This is a genomic window from Sporocytophaga sp. (genome assembly GCF_017745095.1).
Classification (GTDB): Bacteria; Bacteroidota; Bacteroidia; order Cytophagales; family Cytophagaceae; genus Sporocytophaga.
Genome location: NZ_JAGHZZ010000001.1, coordinates 392,372 through 413,889, shown reverse-complemented (window position 1 = coordinate 413,889; position 21,518 = coordinate 392,372). Strand labels below are relative to the sequence as shown.

The 21,518-nt window shown below is 36.4% G+C and carries 14 protein-coding genes; 4 read left to right on the top strand and 10 right to left on the bottom strand.

The window, feature by feature from the left end; translation table 11 throughout:
• Nucleotides 1-53: 53 nt before the first annotated feature.
• From J7604_RS01730 to J7604_RS01715, 4 genes are all read right to left on the bottom strand, one after another.
• Nucleotides 54-2,864: a PAS domain S-box protein gene (locus tag J7604_RS01730; RefSeq protein WP_293890207.1), complete on the bottom strand. Its 2,811-nt coding sequence runs from the start codon at nt 2,862-2,864 to the stop codon at nt 54-56.
• Nucleotides 2,865-3,180: 316 nt separating this feature from the next.
• On the bottom strand, nt 3,181-3,963 hold the full coding sequence (locus tag J7604_RS01725) for a TIGR00730 family Rossman fold protein (protein ID WP_293890205.1): 783 nt from the start codon (nt 3,961-3,963) through the stop codon (nt 3,181-3,183).
• Nucleotides 3,964-4,196: 233 nt separating this feature from the next.
• On the bottom strand, nt 4,197-5,147 hold the full coding sequence (locus J7604_RS01720) for a hypothetical protein (protein ID WP_293890203.1): 951 nt from the start codon (nt 5,145-5,147) through the stop codon (nt 4,197-4,199).
• Between the two features lie 155 nt (nt 5,148-5,302).
• Nucleotides 5,303-9,748 (bottom strand): PKD domain-containing protein, encoded by a 4,446-nt coding sequence (locus J7604_RS01715; RefSeq protein ID WP_293890201.1) that lies wholly within the window; start codon nt 9,746-9,748, stop codon nt 5,303-5,305.
• A 114-nt stretch (nt 9,749-9,862) separates the two neighbouring features.
• Here J7604_RS01715 and J7604_RS01710 point away from each other — a divergent pair, with 114 nt between their 5' ends.
• Genes J7604_RS01710 through J7604_RS01700 form a run of 3 tightly spaced genes read left to right on the top strand, consistent with a single transcriptional unit; the run spans nt 9,863 to nt 13,828 of the window.
• On the top strand, nt 9,863-10,723 hold the full coding sequence (locus J7604_RS01710; RefSeq protein WP_293890199.1) for a M43 family zinc metalloprotease: 861 nt from the start codon (nt 9,863-9,865) through the stop codon (nt 10,721-10,723).
• Between the two features lie 26 nt (nt 10,724-10,749).
• The gene (locus tag J7604_RS01705; RefSeq protein WP_293890197.1) at nt 10,750-11,739 is read left to right on the top strand and encodes a PorP/SprF family type IX secretion system membrane protein; all 990 of its coding nucleotides are present in this window, start codon (nt 10,750-10,752) and stop codon (nt 11,737-11,739) included.
• Between the two features lie 25 nt (nt 11,740-11,764).
• Nucleotides 11,765-13,828, top strand: a complete 2,064-nt coding sequence (locus tag J7604_RS01700; protein WP_293890195.1) for an OmpA family protein — start codon at nt 11,765-11,767, stop codon at nt 13,826-13,828.
• A 205-nt stretch (nt 13,829-14,033) separates the two neighbouring features.
• Here the strand turns inward: J7604_RS01700 and J7604_RS01695 are convergent, their stop codons facing one another.
• From J7604_RS01695 to J7604_RS01685, 3 genes are read right to left on the bottom strand one after another with little or no spacing between them, the layout of a single operon-like run.
• Nucleotides 14,034-14,495 (bottom strand): hypothetical protein, encoded by a 462-nt coding sequence (locus tag J7604_RS01695; RefSeq protein ID WP_293890193.1) that lies wholly within the window; start codon nt 14,493-14,495, stop codon nt 14,034-14,036.
• A gap of 57 nt (nt 14,496-14,552) precedes the next feature.
• Nucleotides 14,553-15,221, bottom strand: coding sequence for a response regulator transcription factor (locus J7604_RS01690; protein WP_293890191.1), 669 nt, complete (start codon nt 15,219-15,221; stop codon nt 14,553-14,555).
• A 30-nt stretch (nt 15,222-15,251) separates the two neighbouring features.
• Nucleotides 15,252-17,075, bottom strand: coding sequence for an ATP-binding protein (locus tag J7604_RS01685; RefSeq protein WP_293890189.1), 1,824 nt, complete (start codon nt 17,073-17,075; stop codon nt 15,252-15,254).
• Between the two features lie 128 nt (nt 17,076-17,203).
• On the opposite strand from J7604_RS01685, the gene J7604_RS01680 reads away from it, so the two are divergent.
• Nucleotides 17,204-18,061, top strand: a complete 858-nt coding sequence (locus J7604_RS01680) for an urease accessory protein UreD (protein WP_293890188.1) — start codon at nt 17,204-17,206, stop codon at nt 18,059-18,061.
• Between the two features lie 161 nt (nt 18,062-18,222).
• On the opposite strand, the gene J7604_RS01675 is transcribed toward J7604_RS01680, so the two are convergent.
• The 3 genes from J7604_RS01675 to J7604_RS01665 form a co-directional block, all read right to left on the bottom strand.
• Complete coding sequence (locus J7604_RS01675) at nt 18,223-19,845, bottom strand: T9SS type A sorting domain-containing protein (protein ID WP_293890186.1); 1,623 nt, start codon at nt 19,843-19,845, stop codon at nt 18,223-18,225.
• Between the two features lie 216 nt (nt 19,846-20,061).
• Nucleotides 20,062-20,796: an urease accessory protein UreG gene (ureG, locus tag J7604_RS01670; protein ID WP_293890184.1), complete on the bottom strand. Its 735-nt coding sequence runs from the start codon at nt 20,794-20,796 to the stop codon at nt 20,062-20,064.
• 15 nt (nt 20,797-20,811) lie between these two features.
• Nucleotides 20,812-21,504: an urease accessory protein UreF gene (locus J7604_RS01665; protein ID WP_293890182.1), complete on the bottom strand. Its 693-nt coding sequence runs from the start codon at nt 21,502-21,504 to the stop codon at nt 20,812-20,814.
• Nucleotides 21,505-21,518: the final 14 nt, after the last annotated feature.

The following is a 21,518-nucleotide window of genomic DNA, read 5'->3' as shown; positions in this document are numbered from 1 at the left end:
CATCAACTATTAATATAACTTCTTAACTCCCGATTTGATTTTTAAATCTCAATCTATGCTGATAAGTGAGGAGAACGCCTGAAAAATATTCTGAATACGCTACCTTCTCCCTCTTTTGTATCAACCTCTATTCTTCCTCCTGAATTATCAATAATTCTCTTTACAAGGTATAAGCCGACACCAGTACCTTCTACATGGTCATGCAGCCTTTTAAACATTTGGAAAATTTTAGATTTTAAATGTTCCTTCATCCCAAGACCATTATCTTTAAACTCCAATATACTATAATCTTTATCAGCCATACATTTTATAGTAATGTGAGGTTTTCTTTCAGGACTCCTGTATTTAAGAGCATTTGTCAAAAGGTTATATACGACACTTCTGAAATTTGATCTGGAAAAACTGATCGCCGGACAATCATGAACTTCTAAATCAATTTGAGCATTGGCTTCCTGTATCTTGTTTTCTATGCTTAATTCTGTCTCTTCAATGATCTCTTTCACATTAATGTATGAAACATCTTCAACAAAGTTTTTCTGAATTTTGCCGATCTCAGATAGGTCTTTGATAGTTACTTGAAACCTTCCTACAGAATCTTTAATGAGTGAAACCACCAACTTTGTTTCATCACTCAAACTGCAATTGCTTTCCTCCAGCGTTTCAACCAATGATGAAACAAGGCCTTCAATATTTGTAACAGGAGCTTTTAAATCATGAGATGCTGTATAAATAAAGTTATCAAGATCATTATTAATTTTTGATAACTCTTTATTTTTTTTCTCAAGATCCCTTTCATACCTTATACTCTCAGTAATATCTACACCCATGGCTACAACTCCTCTCACCAAGCCATCATCATCTATATCAGGAATGTAAGTCACTCTAATGTTTGAATTAAAGATTCCCACATCTTCTTTATTGAGTACATAATCGAAAGTAACATTTCGTTTTTCTCTTACAGCCTTTTCAAATTGGCCATGGAACAAAGATGCATTCTCCAAACCAACCAGCTCAGAGATCGTTCTACCTATAACAACCTCCCGAGAATGGAAAAGCTTCTTGTAATAATTGTTTGCAAAAATATATTTCTTATCAGGAGTGATATAAGAGATAAATGCTGGAATGGCATTGGTAATGAGATTTAATCGATACTGGCTCTCACTGAGTTTACCGGCAAGTGTTATTAGCTCATTCTCCTGCTCCTTTTTATCTGTTATGTCTTGACTCGTACCAATAAATCTAAAAGGTTCACCACTCTTTCTGAAATAAGCCTTGCCCCTAATTCTAACCCATCTAAGCTTCTTATCCTCATAACCTATTGTTCTGAATTCTACATCTAAATCATTTTCTTTATCTTCTCTCAAGGCTGCCTCAATAGCATCCTTTACATGTTGTCTGTCATTAATATGAATGGCGTTAAAAAACACTTCATAATTAATTTTTGCGTTTTTGTTTAAACCGAAGAAACGCTTGCTTCTTTCATCCCAGACATACTCCCCTGATAAATCAGCAATGTCCCAGGTACCAAGATCAGCTGCTTCTATTGACATTCTCAACCTATCTTCACTTTCCAAAAGTTTTTTCTCTATAGTTACACGATCTGTAATATCTATAGCAACATTTACTGCTCCGGTAACCTTTCCCATATAATCTTTTAGAGGACTAAAATGGGCCTCAAAAGATTTATCTCCTATTTTAATTATTCTGGCAAACGCTTCACCTTCTAATGCCCGCATAGCACTAGCAGATAGTTCAGGTAAATATTTCAACTCTTTAAGAGAAATTTTCCCGTCTTCATTATCATTGTCTCTCACATCAGGCATCAGAGTTTTACCTTCGGCCAGTACCACATTGCCAGTTTTATCCAAAGACCAAATGATAATAGGAGCGTTATTTACAACATACCTTAATCGTTCCTCTGTATTCTTTTCATCAGTTATATCTCTTTGTGTTCCCCATGCTCTTACCAGCATCCCATTTTCAACAATCCCCTGAATATTGTTCAGGATATATACTATGTGTCCCTCATTATCAATTTCCAAAGACTCAGCATCTTTTAAATTGTACCCCGACTCTATAAATGAATTAAAATATCCGTAAGGCGAAAAATTAGCAAAGGACATTATGTCCTGTAGTTTTTTATCTAACACCGCAGAGACATCTTTATAGCCGTGCATTTTTGCCATACGCGCATTGCATTCGGCAAAATATCCGAAAGAATACAAGAGTTCAATTTGTTTAGCAACTGGCAGATCAACTGGTATCCCATCAATACCATTTAGTTCAAGCCTCCAGATCCCCTCAGAGCTTTGGTTTATAAAAGCCTTATATCTTTCTTCACTTTCGACAATCTGCGCTGTTCTCGCCTTTACAATATCTTCAAGATTATCATTACTTTCTTTAAGCAATTCCTCAGTACGTCTCAGTTCCTCATTGCTTTCCTTTAACTGTTCATAGGCATGCGTCAATTCCTGATTTTTCTTAAGAATTTCCTCATTTTGGATATCAGAAAAGTATTCTATCGACTTTACAGATTGAAATGAATAGAAACTTTCAATTTCATTAACAATCTCAAGTGCTTTCTTTAAATTTTTAGTGTATAAAGGAAGGAACTCTAATAAAATACTTTTTCTACCCTTTTCAAGTAATGCCATGTCTAAAGGGCTTACTCCAGTTCTTGGCAAAACTAATTTATCGTCCTTCCATTCCTCAAGTGAAGTAATGATACCTTCTACAGCAGTTCCATAAATGAAGTTCTGAAGGTATTCTACAATATATCTTTTAGTAATATTAAATTTTTCTTCTTGAGAATGATCTTCGAAAAACTTCAAAAGGGGTAATTCATTATCATGGGAAGCTTTCATTTCTGCTTCCGTGAAGGAGTCCAAAAAGTTCTCATATATAAACCGGGCATAATCCGCGAGGCAAGACAATTTTATTTTTTTAAATGCCATTCCACAATTTCCCTCTCTAGTTATACAAACCCCTATTTTTTTATTACTTATCCTTATTACTCTAAAACATATAGAAATCCCCAATATGTTCTTTTCTTATTCAAAAAGTAAGGGATATCCCAAAGTTATTTATTAAAAGTATAATAGTATTTTAAACAAAAAAGACTGCTCTGTAAAGCAGTCTTTTTTGTTTAAATAGTTGCAATAATGAAAACCTGAAAGAAATCTATTCTCCAAGAATAGACCAGGATTTGAGCCTTTTTCTCCTTTTTAGTCCAAATCCTTCAACTGCATATTTCTCCAAGTGGGCAATTGCCTCATCAATAGAATCAGTGAAAAGAAAGAGTTTTAAATCTTCAGGATGAATTGTTCCTGCTTTGGCCATATATTCAAAGTGAGCTATCAGATGTTTATGATATTCTGTTCCGATAAGCACGACAGGGAACTTTTTCACTTTATGGGTTTGTATCAGCGTCAATGCTTCAAAGAACTCATCCATTGTACCTAGACCGCCTGGCATCACAACAAAGGCGTATGAGTACTTAGTGAGAAGCACTTTGCGCACAAAAAAGTAATCAAAGTCTACCCATTTATCCAGATAAGGATTAGGATGCTGCTCCATAGGAAGAATAATATTGCAACCAATAGATTCTCCCCCGGCTTCCTTAGCACCACGATTAGCGGCCTCCATAATACCTGGACCTCCCCCCGTCATCACTGTAAATCCCATTTTGGCCAAACAACCTCCAATAGTTCTTGCCTGCTCGTAAAATGGGTGATCTTCTTTAAACCTTGCTGATCCAAATACGGTAACACAAGGGCCAACAAAATGCAGTGTACGAAATCCTTTAATGAACTCCATCAGTATTTTAAGAGTAAAAAAGAACTCCCATTTTCTTGAATGCGGACCTTCCAAAAATATTTTTTCTTCGTTTTGATCATTAAGTTTTTCCTGTTTTACTGGAATTACATTCACTTTATTATTTTGCTCGCTAATATCACTTTTCATCTCTTACAAGTTATAATATCAAAATTGCCAATACCCGGAATGAACCAAACGGGTTACAAACCTGACAAAAATTATTCCTTAGTTATTATAAAAACGATTAAAAATCATTTTTTATGCTGAAATACAATTATTGATTTCCAGATTGAAACAAAAATAAATTACAAATCATCCCATTTGTAAACTTTCCATTGAGAGAAAAAATAAAGGCTGTCCTTTGATAGACAGCCTCTTTATTAATTACCCCAGCCAGAATTATCTTCTTTATTTTCCTGGTTTTGTTCTTGATTTTGTTCCTGGTTTTCTTCCTGATTCTGTTGATCCGGGTTTTGTTCCTGATTTTCAGGAGGAAGCTCATACGTATCATTATTATTGTTTGGCTTCTCTTCCGGCTTCTTATTTTTCCAGGTTTCAGTTCCTTTAGGCCCCTCGTATTGTTCAGGAGGTGGAAGTCCCTTCCTTGATTTATGCCTTCTTGGCATAGTCGGGCTATATTGAAGCTTTATCATTGCCATACCATATCCATCATTTTTACCTATCATGAAATCATCAATATAATCTGTGAAGGTGATTCTATAGACAAAATCTGTAATGATGGTTACACGTGGGCTAATTGTAAAGGATAATCCCAATCCTACCGGAAATACAACAGTATATTGAGGATAAACTCTTCTGATTCTAAATATTGTATCCGTATACGGATTATTCTGCGCTGCATGAGACGTAAATCCAAGTCCTCCCATACCAGCAGAAATAAAGGCTTTGAAAACTTTAGGCTTTCTTGTTCTGTCTCTTGCTACACGGATGACATCATCTATGAAATAAAGTCTTCCATAAACATCAAATTCATAACCAGTGAAACTGAATGACAAATTTCTGTTTGGGTAAATATTGTCCTGACCTTTCATTTTAAAGTAAGTGAAATCTGCTCCAAACATTACTCTTGGCCAAAGTTTATAATTTGCTCCAACACTAAAGGCTGGAGCTATTTTACCACAATCAAATATCTTGCACAGATCTCCGTTATATCCGGCAATTCCCGCACCTATACTAATATTCAAAGGACCACGGAAATAATAGGAGTCAAAAAATCCCGAGTATTCAATAGTTCTTCTGCGTTGTGCTTCAGAAGAGAAAGAAATCAGTAGAAATGCTAACAGTGCAATAAAGGATCTTTTCAAGCCCATTTTTTAAATTTTATAAAATCAAATTTATAAAAATAATTATTCGGTATCAATTTAATAATAAAATTATGGATTTTGGGAAGACTTGAAGGAATAAGTAAAAATAAAAAAGGCTGTCCAAAATTCAGGACAGCCTTTTTTATTAAAAAATCTAATATCTAATAAAGAAGGTTAATGTACCCCTCGACATATTTCTCTTCCTCTTTCCAAGTGATTACTTTCACTTTGTAGACATAGAGATCACTATTCTGTTTTTGACCTTTAAATGTCCCATCCCAACCTTCATTAATGTCATCTGTTGAGAAGATCTCTTGCCCCCATCTGTTAAACACTTTGTACTCAACCAATTTCTTTATACCCCAACCTTTAACATATACTTTGTCATTCTTAGTATCTCCATTAGGAGTAAAGGCTGACGGAAGCTTTACAAAGGTTTCAGGTTTAACTGTGATTTCAAACCTGTATGGATCATTCCAACAGCTGTAAATGTCTGATACAACAAGATTATAAATAATATCCTCTAACGGTTGTGCTTTGGGATAAAAGCAATCGGTACAACTTAAACCTGCTTCTGGAGTCCATTTAAACTTATAAACAGGGTCGCCATAAAGTGGTAGTGTAGCAAAGTCGCCAATGACAATAGTTGTATCCCAATCCCGCGTGTCTATTCTTTTCACAACAAGTCCAGTGACCTCAGTAAAGTCTGTACAACCCGTAGCAGTATCGGTTTCCACAACTTTGTATAAAGTCGTCTGCTCCGGTACCGCAGTTGTACTGTCAGCATTAACATTAGCCACACCGTCGGAAGGAGACCAGTGATATCTGCTGGTTGTTACTGGACTTTTAACATTCAGATGGATCACTTTGGTAGTTGACCCAAAACACATAGTATCACTAGATGCATTAACTTTAGGATTTGGATAGACCACGGCGATTTTTTCCAAAGTATCAACACAGCCATGAGTATTGTTCTTTATAGTTAGCAATACGGGATACTGCCCTGGCGTCGCATATTTGTGAGCTGGCTCGTTAGTTATAGAATCTTCTGGCGTACCATCTCCGAAGTTCCATTTGAACTTATCTCCATTAAGAGAGGTATTTTTGAGATGGAAAGGTCCATCGTTGAAGCAGATGTTTGTATCCAAAGGTTCAGATTCGCGTTCGAAGGCTGCAATTACCGGGTAGATATAGATATCCTGCTCAAATGCCCTTTTACATCCGCCCTTCCAGCCAGTAAGCATAAGCTTGGCCTTCGTAATATTGTTATTAGGGTGAACAGTAAATTTATGGGACACGGGATTAATACTATCTCTTGTTTCTCCTTCAAAATTCCACTGCCAGTATCTTACATCATTTGTATCCTTAAGTACAAAAGTAATTTCATCATCAAGGCAAATAGATGGTTTGTCCATAGTAAAGTTACCCATGGGGCTCTCCACCTGGAATACGCCTGTAGTATCCGAAAAGCAACCGTTTGCTGTCTCTACTTTTAAACTAATAAAATGCTTCCCTTTATCAAAAGCCCAGGAAGGGGTTGGCGGATTTCTGGTGTTATCCCAAGTAGCCAAATCTGAATTCTTCCAATATCTCGACACAATCGGAGAATATGCATCACCCTCACTTGAGGAATCTTTCAATTCAGGTCTTACAATAGCACAAATAACAGCAACAGTATCTAAGGTGAGCGAAGAAAACCTTGCTTTAGGCTTAGACTGAACACTAATAGTGGCCGTCCTTTCACCTGCGCAAGCAGAACTCTTTTCAACGAATTTAAGAGTTACAGGATAACTTCCAGATTTATCGTAAACAACCTTATTTGTCTTGCCTGTAAGATCCGGTCCAACACCCACATTCCAAAGAAAATCAAGAGAAGAACCAGCTGCGGTAAAATCATCTGCTGAAATCTCTACGGTTTCCCCTACACATACTTTATCATCCAGATGCACGACTGTAGACGGCTCATAATATGCAAACTGACCATTAAAAGTTTCCTTGCAACCTATTTTATCCGTGACTGTCAAAAAATAATACAGGTCATTTGGATTCTTTCCTGTTTTATAAGTATGTCTCACTGAATCTCTGAAAGTTGAATAATCAATGAGAGTATCACCCACAAATGTCCAGCGCCAATTAACGATAGTTGTATCTGCTACAGATAAATCTGCAATTGAGACATCACTGGGCAAACAAATACTAGACTTGTTCGCCTTGGCATTAACAGTCATATCATAGATTTTAATTCTTGTAGTGGTAGTATCCTTACATCCGTTAATATCCTGCACAATAAGTCGCACAGTATGCTCTCCGGGTTCAGAAAATACAAATGCAGTGGCAGGACTACTTGACGTACGCGGACGCATGTATTGAGTCGTGGGAAATTGCCAGGTATACCCCTTGTGACAATCCGGATAAACATCTGAAGACAACGAGGCATCCAATGTATGAGTTGAAGACATGCAGAATAAAGAATCTCCCGGCTTTTCAAGAGAGATAACAGCTTTTGGAATTCTTGGAGTGACAGTTACCACTTCAGTCTGGGCCTTACATGACTTGTCAGAAGGAGTAACCTTTAATTGAACTTGAAAATTTCCAGGTGTATCAAAATTATGTACTTCAACATCAGATATTCCTGACTTTCCGTCCCCAAAATCCCAAGCTAATGTACCTGAGCCAAGTGTCTTTGAAGTAAATGTATACTTTAAAGGATCCTTGCAAAGCGCGACATAATCAATCTTAGGAATAGCCCCTTTAACCATTACCTTTACCGGATTAGTTGCTGTAAATATACAACCATTATAGTCAGCAGTAAGATAAACATCCTGCGACCCTACAACATTTTTATAACTCCATGAAGCTTCTTTTGAACTAGAACAATGAAAAGATCTGTTATCCTCCGTTTGAAAATGATAGGCATCTATAAAAGGATGATTCGATGTTACTTTAAACGTAACAGGATCTCCAGGACAGACAGATTGTGGCAATGCAGTAAAAGTAAGTTGTGAAGATAAATCTTCTCCAACCTCTATTTTAACTGCAAAAGAAGTATCAACACAGCCCTTTTTTGTTGTTACTACCAGCCTTGCTAAATACTCTCCCGGTGTTTTGTATGTAAAAGAAACATTATTTGAATCATTTCTGATTAAAAAGTTATTGTCTTTGTCACCAAAAAGCCACTTCCAGCTTACAATAGGGTTTCCTCCATAGGTTGAACTTGAATCAGAAAATGTAACAGTCATTGGTCCACAGCCTTTAGTTTTGTCCGGCATAAAACGGGCATTGGGAACAAATAAAGTATCTGCCTTATTAACTTCATTTCTGCAGCCGGTAGTCTTTGAATAAACCTGAAGTGAAACAGGGATTAATTCCAGGCTATTTACTCCATAGTACACTGAATCTGTATCGCTTTTAAATACTTTTGTGACGGACTGAGAAGTGTAGGTTTTCGGATCATTTGCAAAATTCCAGGAATAGAGTAAATTCTTGTCTTTGGTAACGGCCTTATAATTAATCTCCATAGGACTTGAACATCCAAACTGCGGAGTAGACTGAATTTCTGCAGAAATCTTCTGAGCATAAACATTTACCACCGAAGTATCATAGCACCTGTCATCTGCAGAAGTTACCGTTAACTTCACCTTAAACCATCCCGAATCTTGAAAATGAATACCAATACTATCACCAAAGTCAAAAAATAAATAACCTCCAGGAGTAATTTCCCATTTCTTCTTACCTACAGACGAACTTTTAAAAAGTGTCTGACTTATAATACAAACAGTATCTCTGACTGCTTCAATTTTAGCCACTGGCTTACCCACTGCTATTGCTTTACCAACCTGAGAAGAACAGGCTGGAGCATCCTTAAAGGCAACGTTCAATTTTGATATATATTGACCTTTAATGTAATTCTGCGGAAGCGGATCCTTTTCTACAGATTTAGCACCATTTCCAAAATCCCAACTATATACAAGGGGAGGTTCACCGACAGAAACATTTGTAAATGCCACCTTCAGATTATTCTCACAGGTAAAAGTAGAACCGGGATCTGTAGTGAATCCTGCTTGTGGTCTGTTGTAAATTTTTATCGCATCAAAGATATCACTATTCTCGCAGTTAGGAAGATTGGTTGTGAATCCAAGGGAGATTTTATACTCTCCTGCATCTGAATAGGCATGAACAACGCTGTCTCCAGTAGCCTTATAACCATCACCAAATAACCAAGTATATTCTAAAATCTTAATAGCAGGATCCTTTACTGTTGTATTCTTAATCTTTAAATCTCCATAAACACATCCTATTGGGGTTTCCGAAGTGTAAGAGGGCTTTGGTCTTTCATAAATCTTAACATCAATGCTACCCAATACAGGTCCGTTCTTCGTCTCTCTAAATGTAACAGTATATCTCCCTGGGTTAGTATATTGGTTTGTAGGTTTCTCTAATTCAGAAATAGAACCATCACCCATATCCCAATAATAAGTAGTACTGGTTGCCGGCGCTTCGAAACTAACAGTATATGGCGCACACGCTTCAGTTGGACTTGTTGCTTTCTGTGCTAATACATTCAATGAAAGAGCTGAAGCGAGTAATAAGAAAAATAAAACTCTCATTTTATAAAAAAGATAAACATAAAATACTTTGTACCGAATTGTAAAGTTAGTAAAAAAATAATTAACTTTGAGGTAAATTTTTTTATTATATTGTAATTAAATTCTTTTAACAAAGTGAAAAAACTATTTCTTCTGCTGGCATTTTTATTGGCCGGATTCAATGAATCATTCATTAGTCATTCATTTTCCAGGTCAATAACCGGCGATACTATTAAATCACTTCCACAGGTCAACAAGGAATTTCTAGTAGTTGCTCATATTGTACTTGGCAAGGACTCCTCTGCCGACATTACCCAAATTCAAATCATACAGGCACTTGCGGAAGTAAACAGGGCATTTGCACCTATTGGCGTTACCTTCAGGCTATGCCAAGTTGATAGTATCTATAATTTTCAATATAATAAGCTTTATGGTGAAGGTATCTCTGTACGAGATCTTGAAATAGATTATATGAAGGAAGTATATGTTCAATATAATCTTAAAAAGAGAATCAACCTATATTACATGTCAGAATTTCTGAAGACATATGAACCTTATTGTGGATTCGCTACATTAGGAGGTATTATATCTAATGCAGATGAAAGAGGTATTGTTATTAAAAAAGGATGTAATACTGCAATAACACTTATTCATGAATTTGGCCATTTCTTTAGTCTGCTTCATACTTTTGATAAAGACAATGGCATAGAAAGAGTCAGCAGGAAAAACTGTCTTGAAACAGGGGACCTCGTTTGCGATACACCCGCTGACCCTTATGTTGAAAACGTTCCCGGATATTGCATTGAACAAACCTGCGAATTTATTTACGAAGGCAAAGATCAAGACGGCCAATATTATGACCCAGACCTTTCAAACCCTATGAGTTACTATGGTAGCTGCAGGTGCCCTAAATTTACCAATGGACAGTTGAAAAAAATGGCTGACTTTTATACAAATTATATTGAATTTCATCCAGGTGAATCAGTCGCCTGGTAAGTACACATTTTAAGAACTTTTCAATAATGAGATTTTTATCTTTATTAGTTATCCTAGTCGCAACCGCTAAAATAAGCTTAGCACAGGATATTCACCTGACACAATATTACACCAACAATCAGTTATTGAATCCGGCTTATACCGGAAACTATACCGGAGATTACAGAGCCATAATCAATTACAGAAGCCAGTGGGCACAGGTAAATTCTGCCATCAAAACTTCTGTATTTTCAATTGAAAAAAACCTCACAAAATTTAACAAAGGATTTGCGGCAGGCATAATAGTTAACAAAGACTATGTTTCTTCTTACCACCTTAATACCAACAGATTTTATCTGTCCGGAAGTTACACAACCGAAATCAAAAAGAATATTGTAAGAGTGGGACTTCAAGCTGGTGGACTTTACAGAAGCATCAACTATAGCGACCAGACCTTTCCAGATCAGTGGGACTATAACTCCGGAAATTTTGACAAATCAATAGAATCAGGCGAACCAAACACCAACAATTCAAAAGCATTTGCTGATGTAAATGCTGGTGTTGCTTACATCAGAAAGTTCGGTAACAAAAAAATCAGTGCAGGTTATGGTGCTTTCCATATCAACCGACCTAAGTATGGCTTTATCAATAACGATGAAAAACTTGCCATGCGTCACGTTGGAAATGCAGCGTTAACTTTTTACATGAAAAATGGATACTCATTAGTACCAAATATTCTTTATATGAGATCTGCAAAAGCTACGGATTTTATTGTCGCAACAAATGCTTACAAAAAAATTAACAATGATTTAATATTAATGTTGGGTGCCGGATACAGAGGCTCAACAAACAGTGATGCCTTCCTTGCGATTCTAGGTCTTCAGTACAAGAGGTTTGAGTTTGGTTTCAGCACAGACTTTAATGTTTCTGAGCTGAGTAAAGAAGCTAAAAACAAAAATGCATTCGAATTTTCTCTGACCTATACAACACCGTCAAGATTTGGAAGTAAAGCGACCATTCCTTGCGATAGATATTAATTATTAAAAACTAAGTTACCCTTCAATGGTTGCCTTTAATACTTTCAGACCCGGCATAAGCAAAATATTTTTATCATTTATGCTTTGTGCATTTTTTCACCTTTCCATTTTCGCTCAGGTGGATAAGGACCTCAGTCAGAAAAAGAAAAAAGACCGTGCAAAATATGCAATGGAAACAGGTGATGTTTATACAGCACTGTTTTACTACGAAGATATCACTAAACAGGACCCTAAAGATATTGAATCCAGATTTAAGCTGGCTGAAGCTTACAGACTTGCAAGAAACTACAAGATGGCAGCCGAATCTTATGCCATGGTTTGCGACCAAGCCGGAACTTCCTACCCGACAGCTCTCTATTACAAAGGCCTGATGCTTAAAATGCAGGGAAAATATGAAGATGCAAAAAAATGCTTGGTTGAATTCAGAAAGGTTTTAAAAGATCTTAATGATAAAAATCTAAGTAAGCTCATAAACAAAGAAATTGCAGGTTGTGATAGTGGGATGGTATATCGTGACTTCCCTGAAAATACAGATCTCCAAAATGCTGGTAAATCTGTCAATCAACCTCATACAGAATTCTCTCCTTTCCTTCTCGATAGCATGAACATGCTATTCGGATCATTAAGAGAAGACTCTCTTAGATATTATGATGTTGAATCTGAACATCCTGATAAGCAACCAATGCGTCAGATTCATAAAGCAGAAAAAGTTAACGGACAATGGAAAGACAAGGGATTATTTGATATTCTTAATGACCCTAATGTAGATATGGGGAATTTTGTGTACTCTCCATACACTGACAAATATTATTTTTCAAAGTGCTTTAAAGACGAGAAAGGTAAAGTAACATGCAAACTATATCTTAAAGAAAGAGAAAAAGCTAAAGGCCCATGGAAAGATGCAGTAGAGCTTCCTTCTCCTGTAAACATGGATGGATATACTTCGACACAGCCAACTGTCATGTATGATACTTTAACTAAAAGAGAATTACTATACTTCGTATCAGACAGAGCAGAAGGAAAAGGAGGATTGGACATTTGGTATACTTCGTATAACGCAAAGAAACAGGAGTGGACAGATCCTAAAAACGGTGGTATAATGAATACTACAGAGACTGAATGTACTCCGTTTTATCATATCCCAACTCAAACATTTTACTTCAGTTCGGACGGACATGGATCTGCAGGTGGACTTGACGTTTACAAAACTTTTAGAGATAAAGAAGGTCGCTATGTGAAGCCTCAAAACTTATCTTTCCCGATTAATTCACCTCAGGACGACCTTCATTTTATGCTTGAGAAATCCGGTAAGAATGGAGTTGTAGTCTCTAACAGACCAGGAGGAACACCTTTCTTCCATGAAACTTGTTGCGACGACATTTTCACATTTCATATTAATGAAGCAAAACCATTTAACTGTACTCTTGAATTAGCAATTGCAGATCCTGACACTGCTCGCAATAAATCAAGGCTTTTAAGAGTCACTTCAATTGATATGAAGACAAAACAAGAGAAGAAAGACACTATCAGACTTAAGGATAATAAATTTGTTCTTCCGCTAACGAAGAATCATCAATATACATTCAAAATAGATCAGAATGGATACCAAAAAGATAGTCTTGTGGTTGAAACGAGAGATATGGCATCCTCTGATATTATCAAAAGAGAACTTTCACTCAGACCTGTCGAGGTTGAAATCATCGCAGAAAAGCCTATTGAGGACAAGCCTTTTGTTTTAAAGGATGTTACATATGGTTCTGATGAATTCACTCTTAATGAAGATGCAAAAGCAGCTCTTGACTCAATGTTGATTCCGTTTTTAAAACTTCATCCTAAAGATAGAATTAAGATTGGCTCTCATACAGATGATCAAGGCGCTCATAAGTATAACATTAATCTTTCTCAGAAAAGAGCGGACAATGTGGTTAAATACTTAATTTCAAAAGGTATTGAAGCATCTAGAATTTCCGCCAAAGGTTATGGAGAAACAAAACCAATTGCTCCTAATCAAAACAATGATGGAACAGACAATGCTATTGGTCGTGCGATCAATAGAAGAACAGAATTCCTTCTGGAAAAAGCTAAGTAAGAATTTCCTATTAGACATAATAAAATAGCCTGGTTGTAAACCAGGCTATTTTATTGGTCAAGTAAATGAGAACATTAAACTCAATAGTCCTCTCATTTAATAGCAAAGAGGAACCTTTGAACTGCTTCTTTAAAAGATTAAAATTAAAAAGGGGGATAGGACTAAATCCTATCCCCCTTTCATTTTTATCGCAAAGAAATATAATTTACTCTATTACCAGCTTGCTATCAAAATCAATATTTGTACGCTTGTCAAAATGAAATTCAAGGTATTTTGCATCATCTGTTTTACCATCTACAGCAAGCTTTACCCTTCCCATCTCCTCCCCTTTAACATCAAATGCCTTTGCCATAAGATCACCTTTATATTCCTTATCGAAGATCACATAGACTACCAGTAAATTATCGGTGCCTGCACTATCATTGGAAACCGTTTTCTTACCAAACTTTAGACCTTTTGACTTTAGGGATTCTGAAAGTTCTACATTAGGTTCAAAGGTCTTTACTACACCGGAAGAAACTCCTGTAGTAAACTCTCCAATTGCCTGACCTGTAACATCTCCAGTTTTGTTAATACCTTTCTTAATTCCTTCTTTTACATCAGTTGTAGAACATGAGGATAATGATACTGCAATTAAAAAATATCCCGCACAATAAAAATTTTTCATTCTTAACATGGTGATTATATTATGATTCTATAGATAGTGTTCTTTTTAACAACGTTTTTAATCTTCATCATTGTATTTTTCGGTAACTTTTAAAATCTCATCAAGGTTGCTGGTTTTAAACTTCCTTAACATATTCAACCTGTGAGTCTCTATGGTTCGAACACTCAACCCAAAGGCCTCTGCAATCTCCTTATTTGTCTTTCCTATGCGGATCATATTAAGAATCTCAAGCTCCCTTTTTGAAAGACTGGGAAGACTAAACGACTGATGAACGTCCGGTATTCCCTTTTCCTGTTTTAGTTCTCTGTACTTTTTTACAAGAATATCAGACACTTCTCCTGTAAAAAAAAATTGGCCATTTGCCACAGCTCTTATGCCGTTCAAGAATATCTTGTTGCTTGTATCCTTTAAGATATAACCGTGTGCACCCATTTCAAGGGCAGAGATAACATAATCTTCCCTATCATAAAGACTAAAGAAAATGATATTCACATTACTCCCTGACTTAATTATATTCTGACTTGTTTCAAGTCCATTTAGTCCAGGCATTCTGATATCCATAATCACCACATCAGGTTTCGCTTCCTGTATTGCAGCTATCGCCTCTTCTCCATCTGAGGCAGTACCTGTAACCTCCATATCAGATTCATTGGTAATTAGCTGTTTTACACCATCACGAAAAATTTCATGATCATCGACCAGAAAAACTTTTATCTTTTTCCCCATTGTTTTTAAAATATTCAGGATAAGTCTGATTTAAAGTGGTATTTCCAACTGCACGATTGTTCCCTTTCCCGGCTCCGAAGTTACGTTAAAATTTCCACCCAGCAATTCTGCCCTTTCTTTCATATTACGTAGACCATTAGACTTGGTGACAAACTCTCTGCTTAAAATCCTCCTCTCATCAAAATAAAAACCTTTCCCATCATCCTGAACCATCAAATGAACACAATGAACGTCACTACTTACATGGACAAATATTTTAGATCCTGAAGAGTGTTTAATGGCGTTATTCAATGCTTCCTGCAAAATTCTGAATACACCAATTTCCACTTCACGTGGCAATTTGCTTTTCTCCAACCGATCTTCAATCTCAAACTCCATATTGGAAGAACTTTCACAAAGCTTTTGAAGCTCCCTGACAGCAGCACTTAATCCGAAATCGTCAAGGACGCTTGGCAACAAATCAGAACAGATTTTCTTTGTTTCATTAATAATAGATTGCAGCAAATGATTGATTTGGGGAAGATCTTCGGATAAGCCTTCATTCTTATGTTCAATCATTTCAAGTTTCATCCGCATACTTGTCATCATCTGACCTATTCCATCATGGATTTCAGCTGCAATGCGTTTCCTTTCCTTCTCCTGACCATTTAGGATGGAATATGAAATGATCTTCTGCTCAACATCCTGTCTTCTTATTTTTTCCTCAGTAAGAAGGATAAGCTCTCGCTCTGTATTCTTGCGCTTAGTTATATCAGTACAAATAACAAGATATTGGTAAAGGCTCCCTTTGTAGTCTACAATAGGCATAAGCGTTACATCCAGCCAAAAGCCTGTGCCATCCGAAGCATGATCAAAAATTTCTCCCTGCCACACCTCCTTCCTTCTTATTGGGTTTCTCACATGCTCATAGATAATACTTTCTTTCCCTCCCATGTTATTATAAAACAAAGGCTTCCCAAGCAGCTCTCCCATTGTATATTTAGTTACATGACAATACTTATCATTGGCATATATAATACGCCCATCTTGATCTGTCTTCACCAGATAGGTTGCCTTTTCCAAAGCAAAATTCACTTCTCGTAAGTCCTTATGAGATTGCTCAAGTGTATCATTGGTTTCCTTGAGCTGACTTGCCAGATTTTTAGCGTTTGTTTCTGAATCTACAAGATCTCTAATGTTCTGGCGCACACGTAAAGCCAGAGGATAAAAAATAAATACGGCCTCAAGAACAAGACTTAGTAAAACTATAAATAAAAGTATATATTCAATCTCTTTCAATTTATTAACGCCATTTCTCGAAAACCTGTCATAGTCAAAAACAATAAGCTCCATCCCTATCAGATAAATTTTCTCATTCTCAAAAATGGTTGTTATGTATGGTTTTAAGTTAAGAGAATCCAAAGGTTTAGCGCTATACAGTTCTTTAATCATTCCATTTGAAGCAGTTAAAATCTCTTCATATGGTGCCTCAATGATTTTAAACATCTGCCCTAATTCCTCTCTGTCATTTGCAGGCAGGTTTAAAAAATCACTTCCCGACTGCAATGCTTCATGAGATCTTTGCCACTGTCGCAAAGTATTTACAAAAGCTTTACGATTGGTTTCTATATCTCGACCAGACTCAATGAGCAAGGCGTTTTTACTCAGCGTCTGACTATAAGTTCTTTGTCTTGCCGCGATATTAATAATGTGAGAGTCATGCATTTGGCTACTTAAGTATTGCTGAATTAAAACCTGGCTTAAAACAGAAATGACCGCAATTAAGGAAAGTGCAATAGCATACATGACAGCTGAATATTTAAACAGCCTCTGTTCCTGACCTAAAGTATTGATTTTGTTCCTGAAAAGACCCATTGAAAGCTCTTAAATGTGGAGAAGAAATTTAATTTAAAATAATTAAAAGAAACCAGAACATGGCAACAATTCATATAATTTTTAGTATTATTACTTAAGTAATTCTCAAAGTTTTTACGAACACGGATATGATTAAGGACATGACCAGATCGGCGATAGAAATATCCAACATAGATAATAAATCCATTTTGACAGGTTCAAAGATCTTTCGTCCTTTAAAGATTTTTTCACTTCAAAAAGGCCGATCCTGCCAGATAGTATTTTCAAACTATGGAGGCGGATTTGTTGAAGGAGATCAAATATATCTGGATATTCTTTGTAAAGCTGGCACCACCACTGCCTTTTCAACTCAGGCCAATACAAGAATATACAGATCAGAGCATGACAAATCAAGTTTGCAGGAAACTATTGGAAAGGTAGATAAAGATGGGCTGGCAGTATTTATGGGGGATCCAATAGTACCACATCAGAATAGCATCTTTGAACAAAAGATCAGATGGGATCTGGCGGAAGGCTCCACATTGTTATTTCTAGACTGGTTTGAAGCAGGCAGGATCCTTAACGGAGAACGGTTTGCCTTTAAGTCATTTTTTACTGATCTCAAAATCAATATAGCAGATACTATAGTAATCTGGGACCGCTTTAAAATGGATCCAGAGCAAAACAACATGAACTCGCCTGGAGCTTTTCTCAATCATTCAAGTTATCTCAATATATTTCTTGCCGGAAATGAAAACCTTGAAAAAGTAAAGCTTATTGAAAATCATTTACACTTTATATCCAGAAAATATTTTTTTGATGATAAAGGTCAAGAGGTCAGTAAATGTGAGATACTAGGTAGTGCATGTAAAGTAAATGAGAATGTTTTTATGATCAGATGTTCGGCCAAAAATAATCATGCCTTACAGCCTATTGTCAAAGAGCTTGCACAATTACTCTCTGATAAGGAACTGCTGGGATTCAATCCAATGGAAGGAAGAGTATAGTATATGAAATCTCATACATTTGATAGCAAAAACTGAAATTCAAATAATGATTAGGATGAACAGCTTTCAATCTTACCTTCCTGGTAAAATATCCATAAACAGACAGACCTCATCTAATTAAATAGAGGAGGCCTGTCTGCTATTACATTATTATCAAATGCTTAATTATTTAGTACTAATTTTTTAATAACTGATTTAGTGCCAGAAGTGTATTTGCAGAAATAAACACCGTTTGGCAGCCCCTCCGCGTTCCAGCTAAATTCAATATTTTCACCTTCAACTGTTGTACCTTCGAAGACCTTCGAAACCAATGTTCCGTCAACTCTATAGATTTCAGCAGTAGCATTTCCATTTGCATTGCTTACTAAACTAAAATTAAATTGCTCATCAGAAGGGTTTGGAAATGCGTTAAATTCAACATTAACATTTTCAGATAATGCAGCTCTGAGAGTAGCCGATGAAGGATTATATATAAACAACTTCATAGGCTTTGCAGGACAGCCCAAACATGGATAATCATTATAAGTCGTAAAGAACAATTTCCCATTTACCTCAGTCAGATTATTAGAACCAATGTATGATGGACCGAAGATACTTTGCAATGTTGCCGTATTGCTTGCAAGCAGTCCACTTTGGAATATCTGAAAATAATTAGCGGAATCCTGAGGTAAGCCACCATAAGTTTGTTCAGTGTGATCGACAAAGAAAAGCAAGTCTCCTACAGCAACATACCTCCTGACTTCGTAAGTATTGAATGGATGCAGAAAGTACCTTCCAGATCCGCTGGCATCTGTAACTATTAATGAACCAGGCCAACCCTGACTTTCTCCTGTATAAACCAAACGATTATTCACCTTAAGAAAATCAGACATGCTACCATCTATATTAAGTGTTTCAACGAAGACAGTTCCAGCTTCTGTTCCATTACTAACATATAAATTTTCAAATTTAACTCCGAAATCCAAGAAAAATTTAAAATATAAGGTGCTATTAAAATAAGTAAGTTGTTCGATACCGATATGGAGATCAAGTTCGGCAAACCTTTTTACCAGAGAAGTACCGGCTGTTGTTCCATTGGTTTTCCATAACTCCGCATAAGAGCTATCGGCCACGACATAGTTTCTCGCAAAATATAGAGTGGACCCCACAGCTGTTAAGTCAATATAAGAACCACTAAACGGAAGATCAACAGCCAAGTTAGTAGTTGAAGTTCCATTTGTTTTCCAGATATTGGATCCTGTAGCAGGCTGGAATCCTTTAAAGTAAAGAGCATTATCAAAAATCAATATTTCCTCTCCGAGTCCAGATCCAGGTCCAGGATATACATCTTTAACCAGACTGAAAGAGTTAGCAGATGTAACTCTCCATAGCTCATATCCATGAACACCGTCGTTTAGCCCTAAATACAAAGAACCGTTAAAAGTAATTAATGGATTAATGACATTGGCAGATTTAATCTTGAATGTGTTATTAGCAAAACCGTTACTCTTCCACAAAGCAGTTTTTCCACTAGCCTCCAGAGTCGTAAAATAAAAGAAGCTTCCTACAGTAAGACTGGTAAACTCTAGAATCGGTTCTCCGATACTTTTAACAAAAGTTGTTCCCGAAGCTGTACCATCAGAGCGATAAAGATCTGTTCCGGAGGTGAAATAAAGCTTTCCGTTAGCGCTGATAAAATTAGTACTGTTAGTAGGAACATTCTCAATAAAAATCGGTTGAGAATATCCTCCAAATGGGAACAGGACTAATATAAGAAGCAGTCCTATTAAACTTATTTTTTTCATGTGTTAAAAGGTTTTAAGTTGAAACATCACGGCAAAACCAATTAAGAATCAAAATGTTTTAAAAAAAGCTATTTTGTCAGCACCAATTAATAGGATATAAATAAAGGGACATCGAACTAAAAAAGTTAATGATAAAATAAAAAAAGCCTGCACTCTATGCAGGCCTTAAAAACTAAAGCCGATCAATACCAATGTCAATTTGTTAAATTTTGTTATTTACTCTACCCGAAGAGAGAACTTAGTTGATTTTTCAAGCGCTGCAGCTCTTGCTTTCAGAATGTGTTCGATAATAGTTTCCATGCCAAAACAATCTTTAGCTCTTGCAAACACAAAAGGACCTTCTCCCCTCATCTTCTTTGCATCACGATCCATTACTGACAGATCCGCATTTACCAAAGGTGCAAGATCTATCTTATTAATCACAAGCAAATCAGATTGAGTAATACCAGGTCCTCCCTTTCTTGGAATTTTATCACCACCAGAGACGTCAATTACATAAATTGAAAAATCTACTAACTCTTTGCTGAAATGCGCAGCAAGGTTATCTCCTCCGCTTTCTACAAATAGCAATTCAATATCCGGAAATCTCTTCATGAGCTCTTCAAGAGCATACATATTCTGTGAAACATCTTCACGAATTGCAGCATGAGGACAACCTCCTGTTTCCACACCGATAATTCTGTCAGCCGTAAGGGCTTCATTTCTTGTAAGAAATTCAGCATCTTCTTTCGTAAAAATATCATTGGTAACCACAGCTATATTCATCTTATCTCTTAATGCTTTGCAAAGCTGTAAAGTCCATGCGGTTTTACCTGTACCCACAGGACCACCTATGCCCACTGTAAAAGCGCGCTTCTTGTAATTCCTGCGCTCATTAGTTAGCTCGCGATGATGAAAATGGCCCGGTGAGTCATAATGCCCCATATGTCTGTGCATGTTTAAAATTTTCATAGCTAAAGGATTTTATTAATTCTGAAATAATTTTGAATAAACTTTGTTATGTGAAAGCTGAGCTATCTCCAGCAGATATGCAGACTTATAAGCTTGTTCATGTGAAATAGGAATATAGGAACTAATCTGCTCTGCGAAAGCATCAAGAATATATCTTAATTCTATATGAGCTCTTGAAGGACCGGCTAAGCCAAGTCGTATCAAAGCACTGATCTGATCCCTCAATGCCATATAAAAATAAAGGTATAATGCTCTGTGAAAAGAAACATCTAAAATTTTTATAGTCATACCGAAAACTATCGGAAAGTCATAAGAAAGATTCTTATTATAAAATATTGAATCCAGCTCCTCTAATTTAACTGTATCGGAAAATTGTTTACTGATTCTAATCCAGTTTCGACCTATCACACAACTCGATTTCTTTATCATTGGATTCATCAGCATAGCATCATACCCCCCCAGGATTCTCTTTAAAGAATGTAGAGAATCTTTATCAGGATTCAGACCAAAAGCATCTGAGATAAATGGAAAATCAAATGAAATCAATTGTTGAGAAAATGTGATAAGATACTTTCTCAGATCCTCTTCACTCTTAATAAATCCTTGCTTCGCAGCAGACTCAAGACCATAGGAATAGGCAAAACCGCCAACAGGAAAGGCAGAGTCAGCAAGCTGAAATAAAAGCAAGAGGTCTTGATCTGAGCTCATAAATAACATTCCGA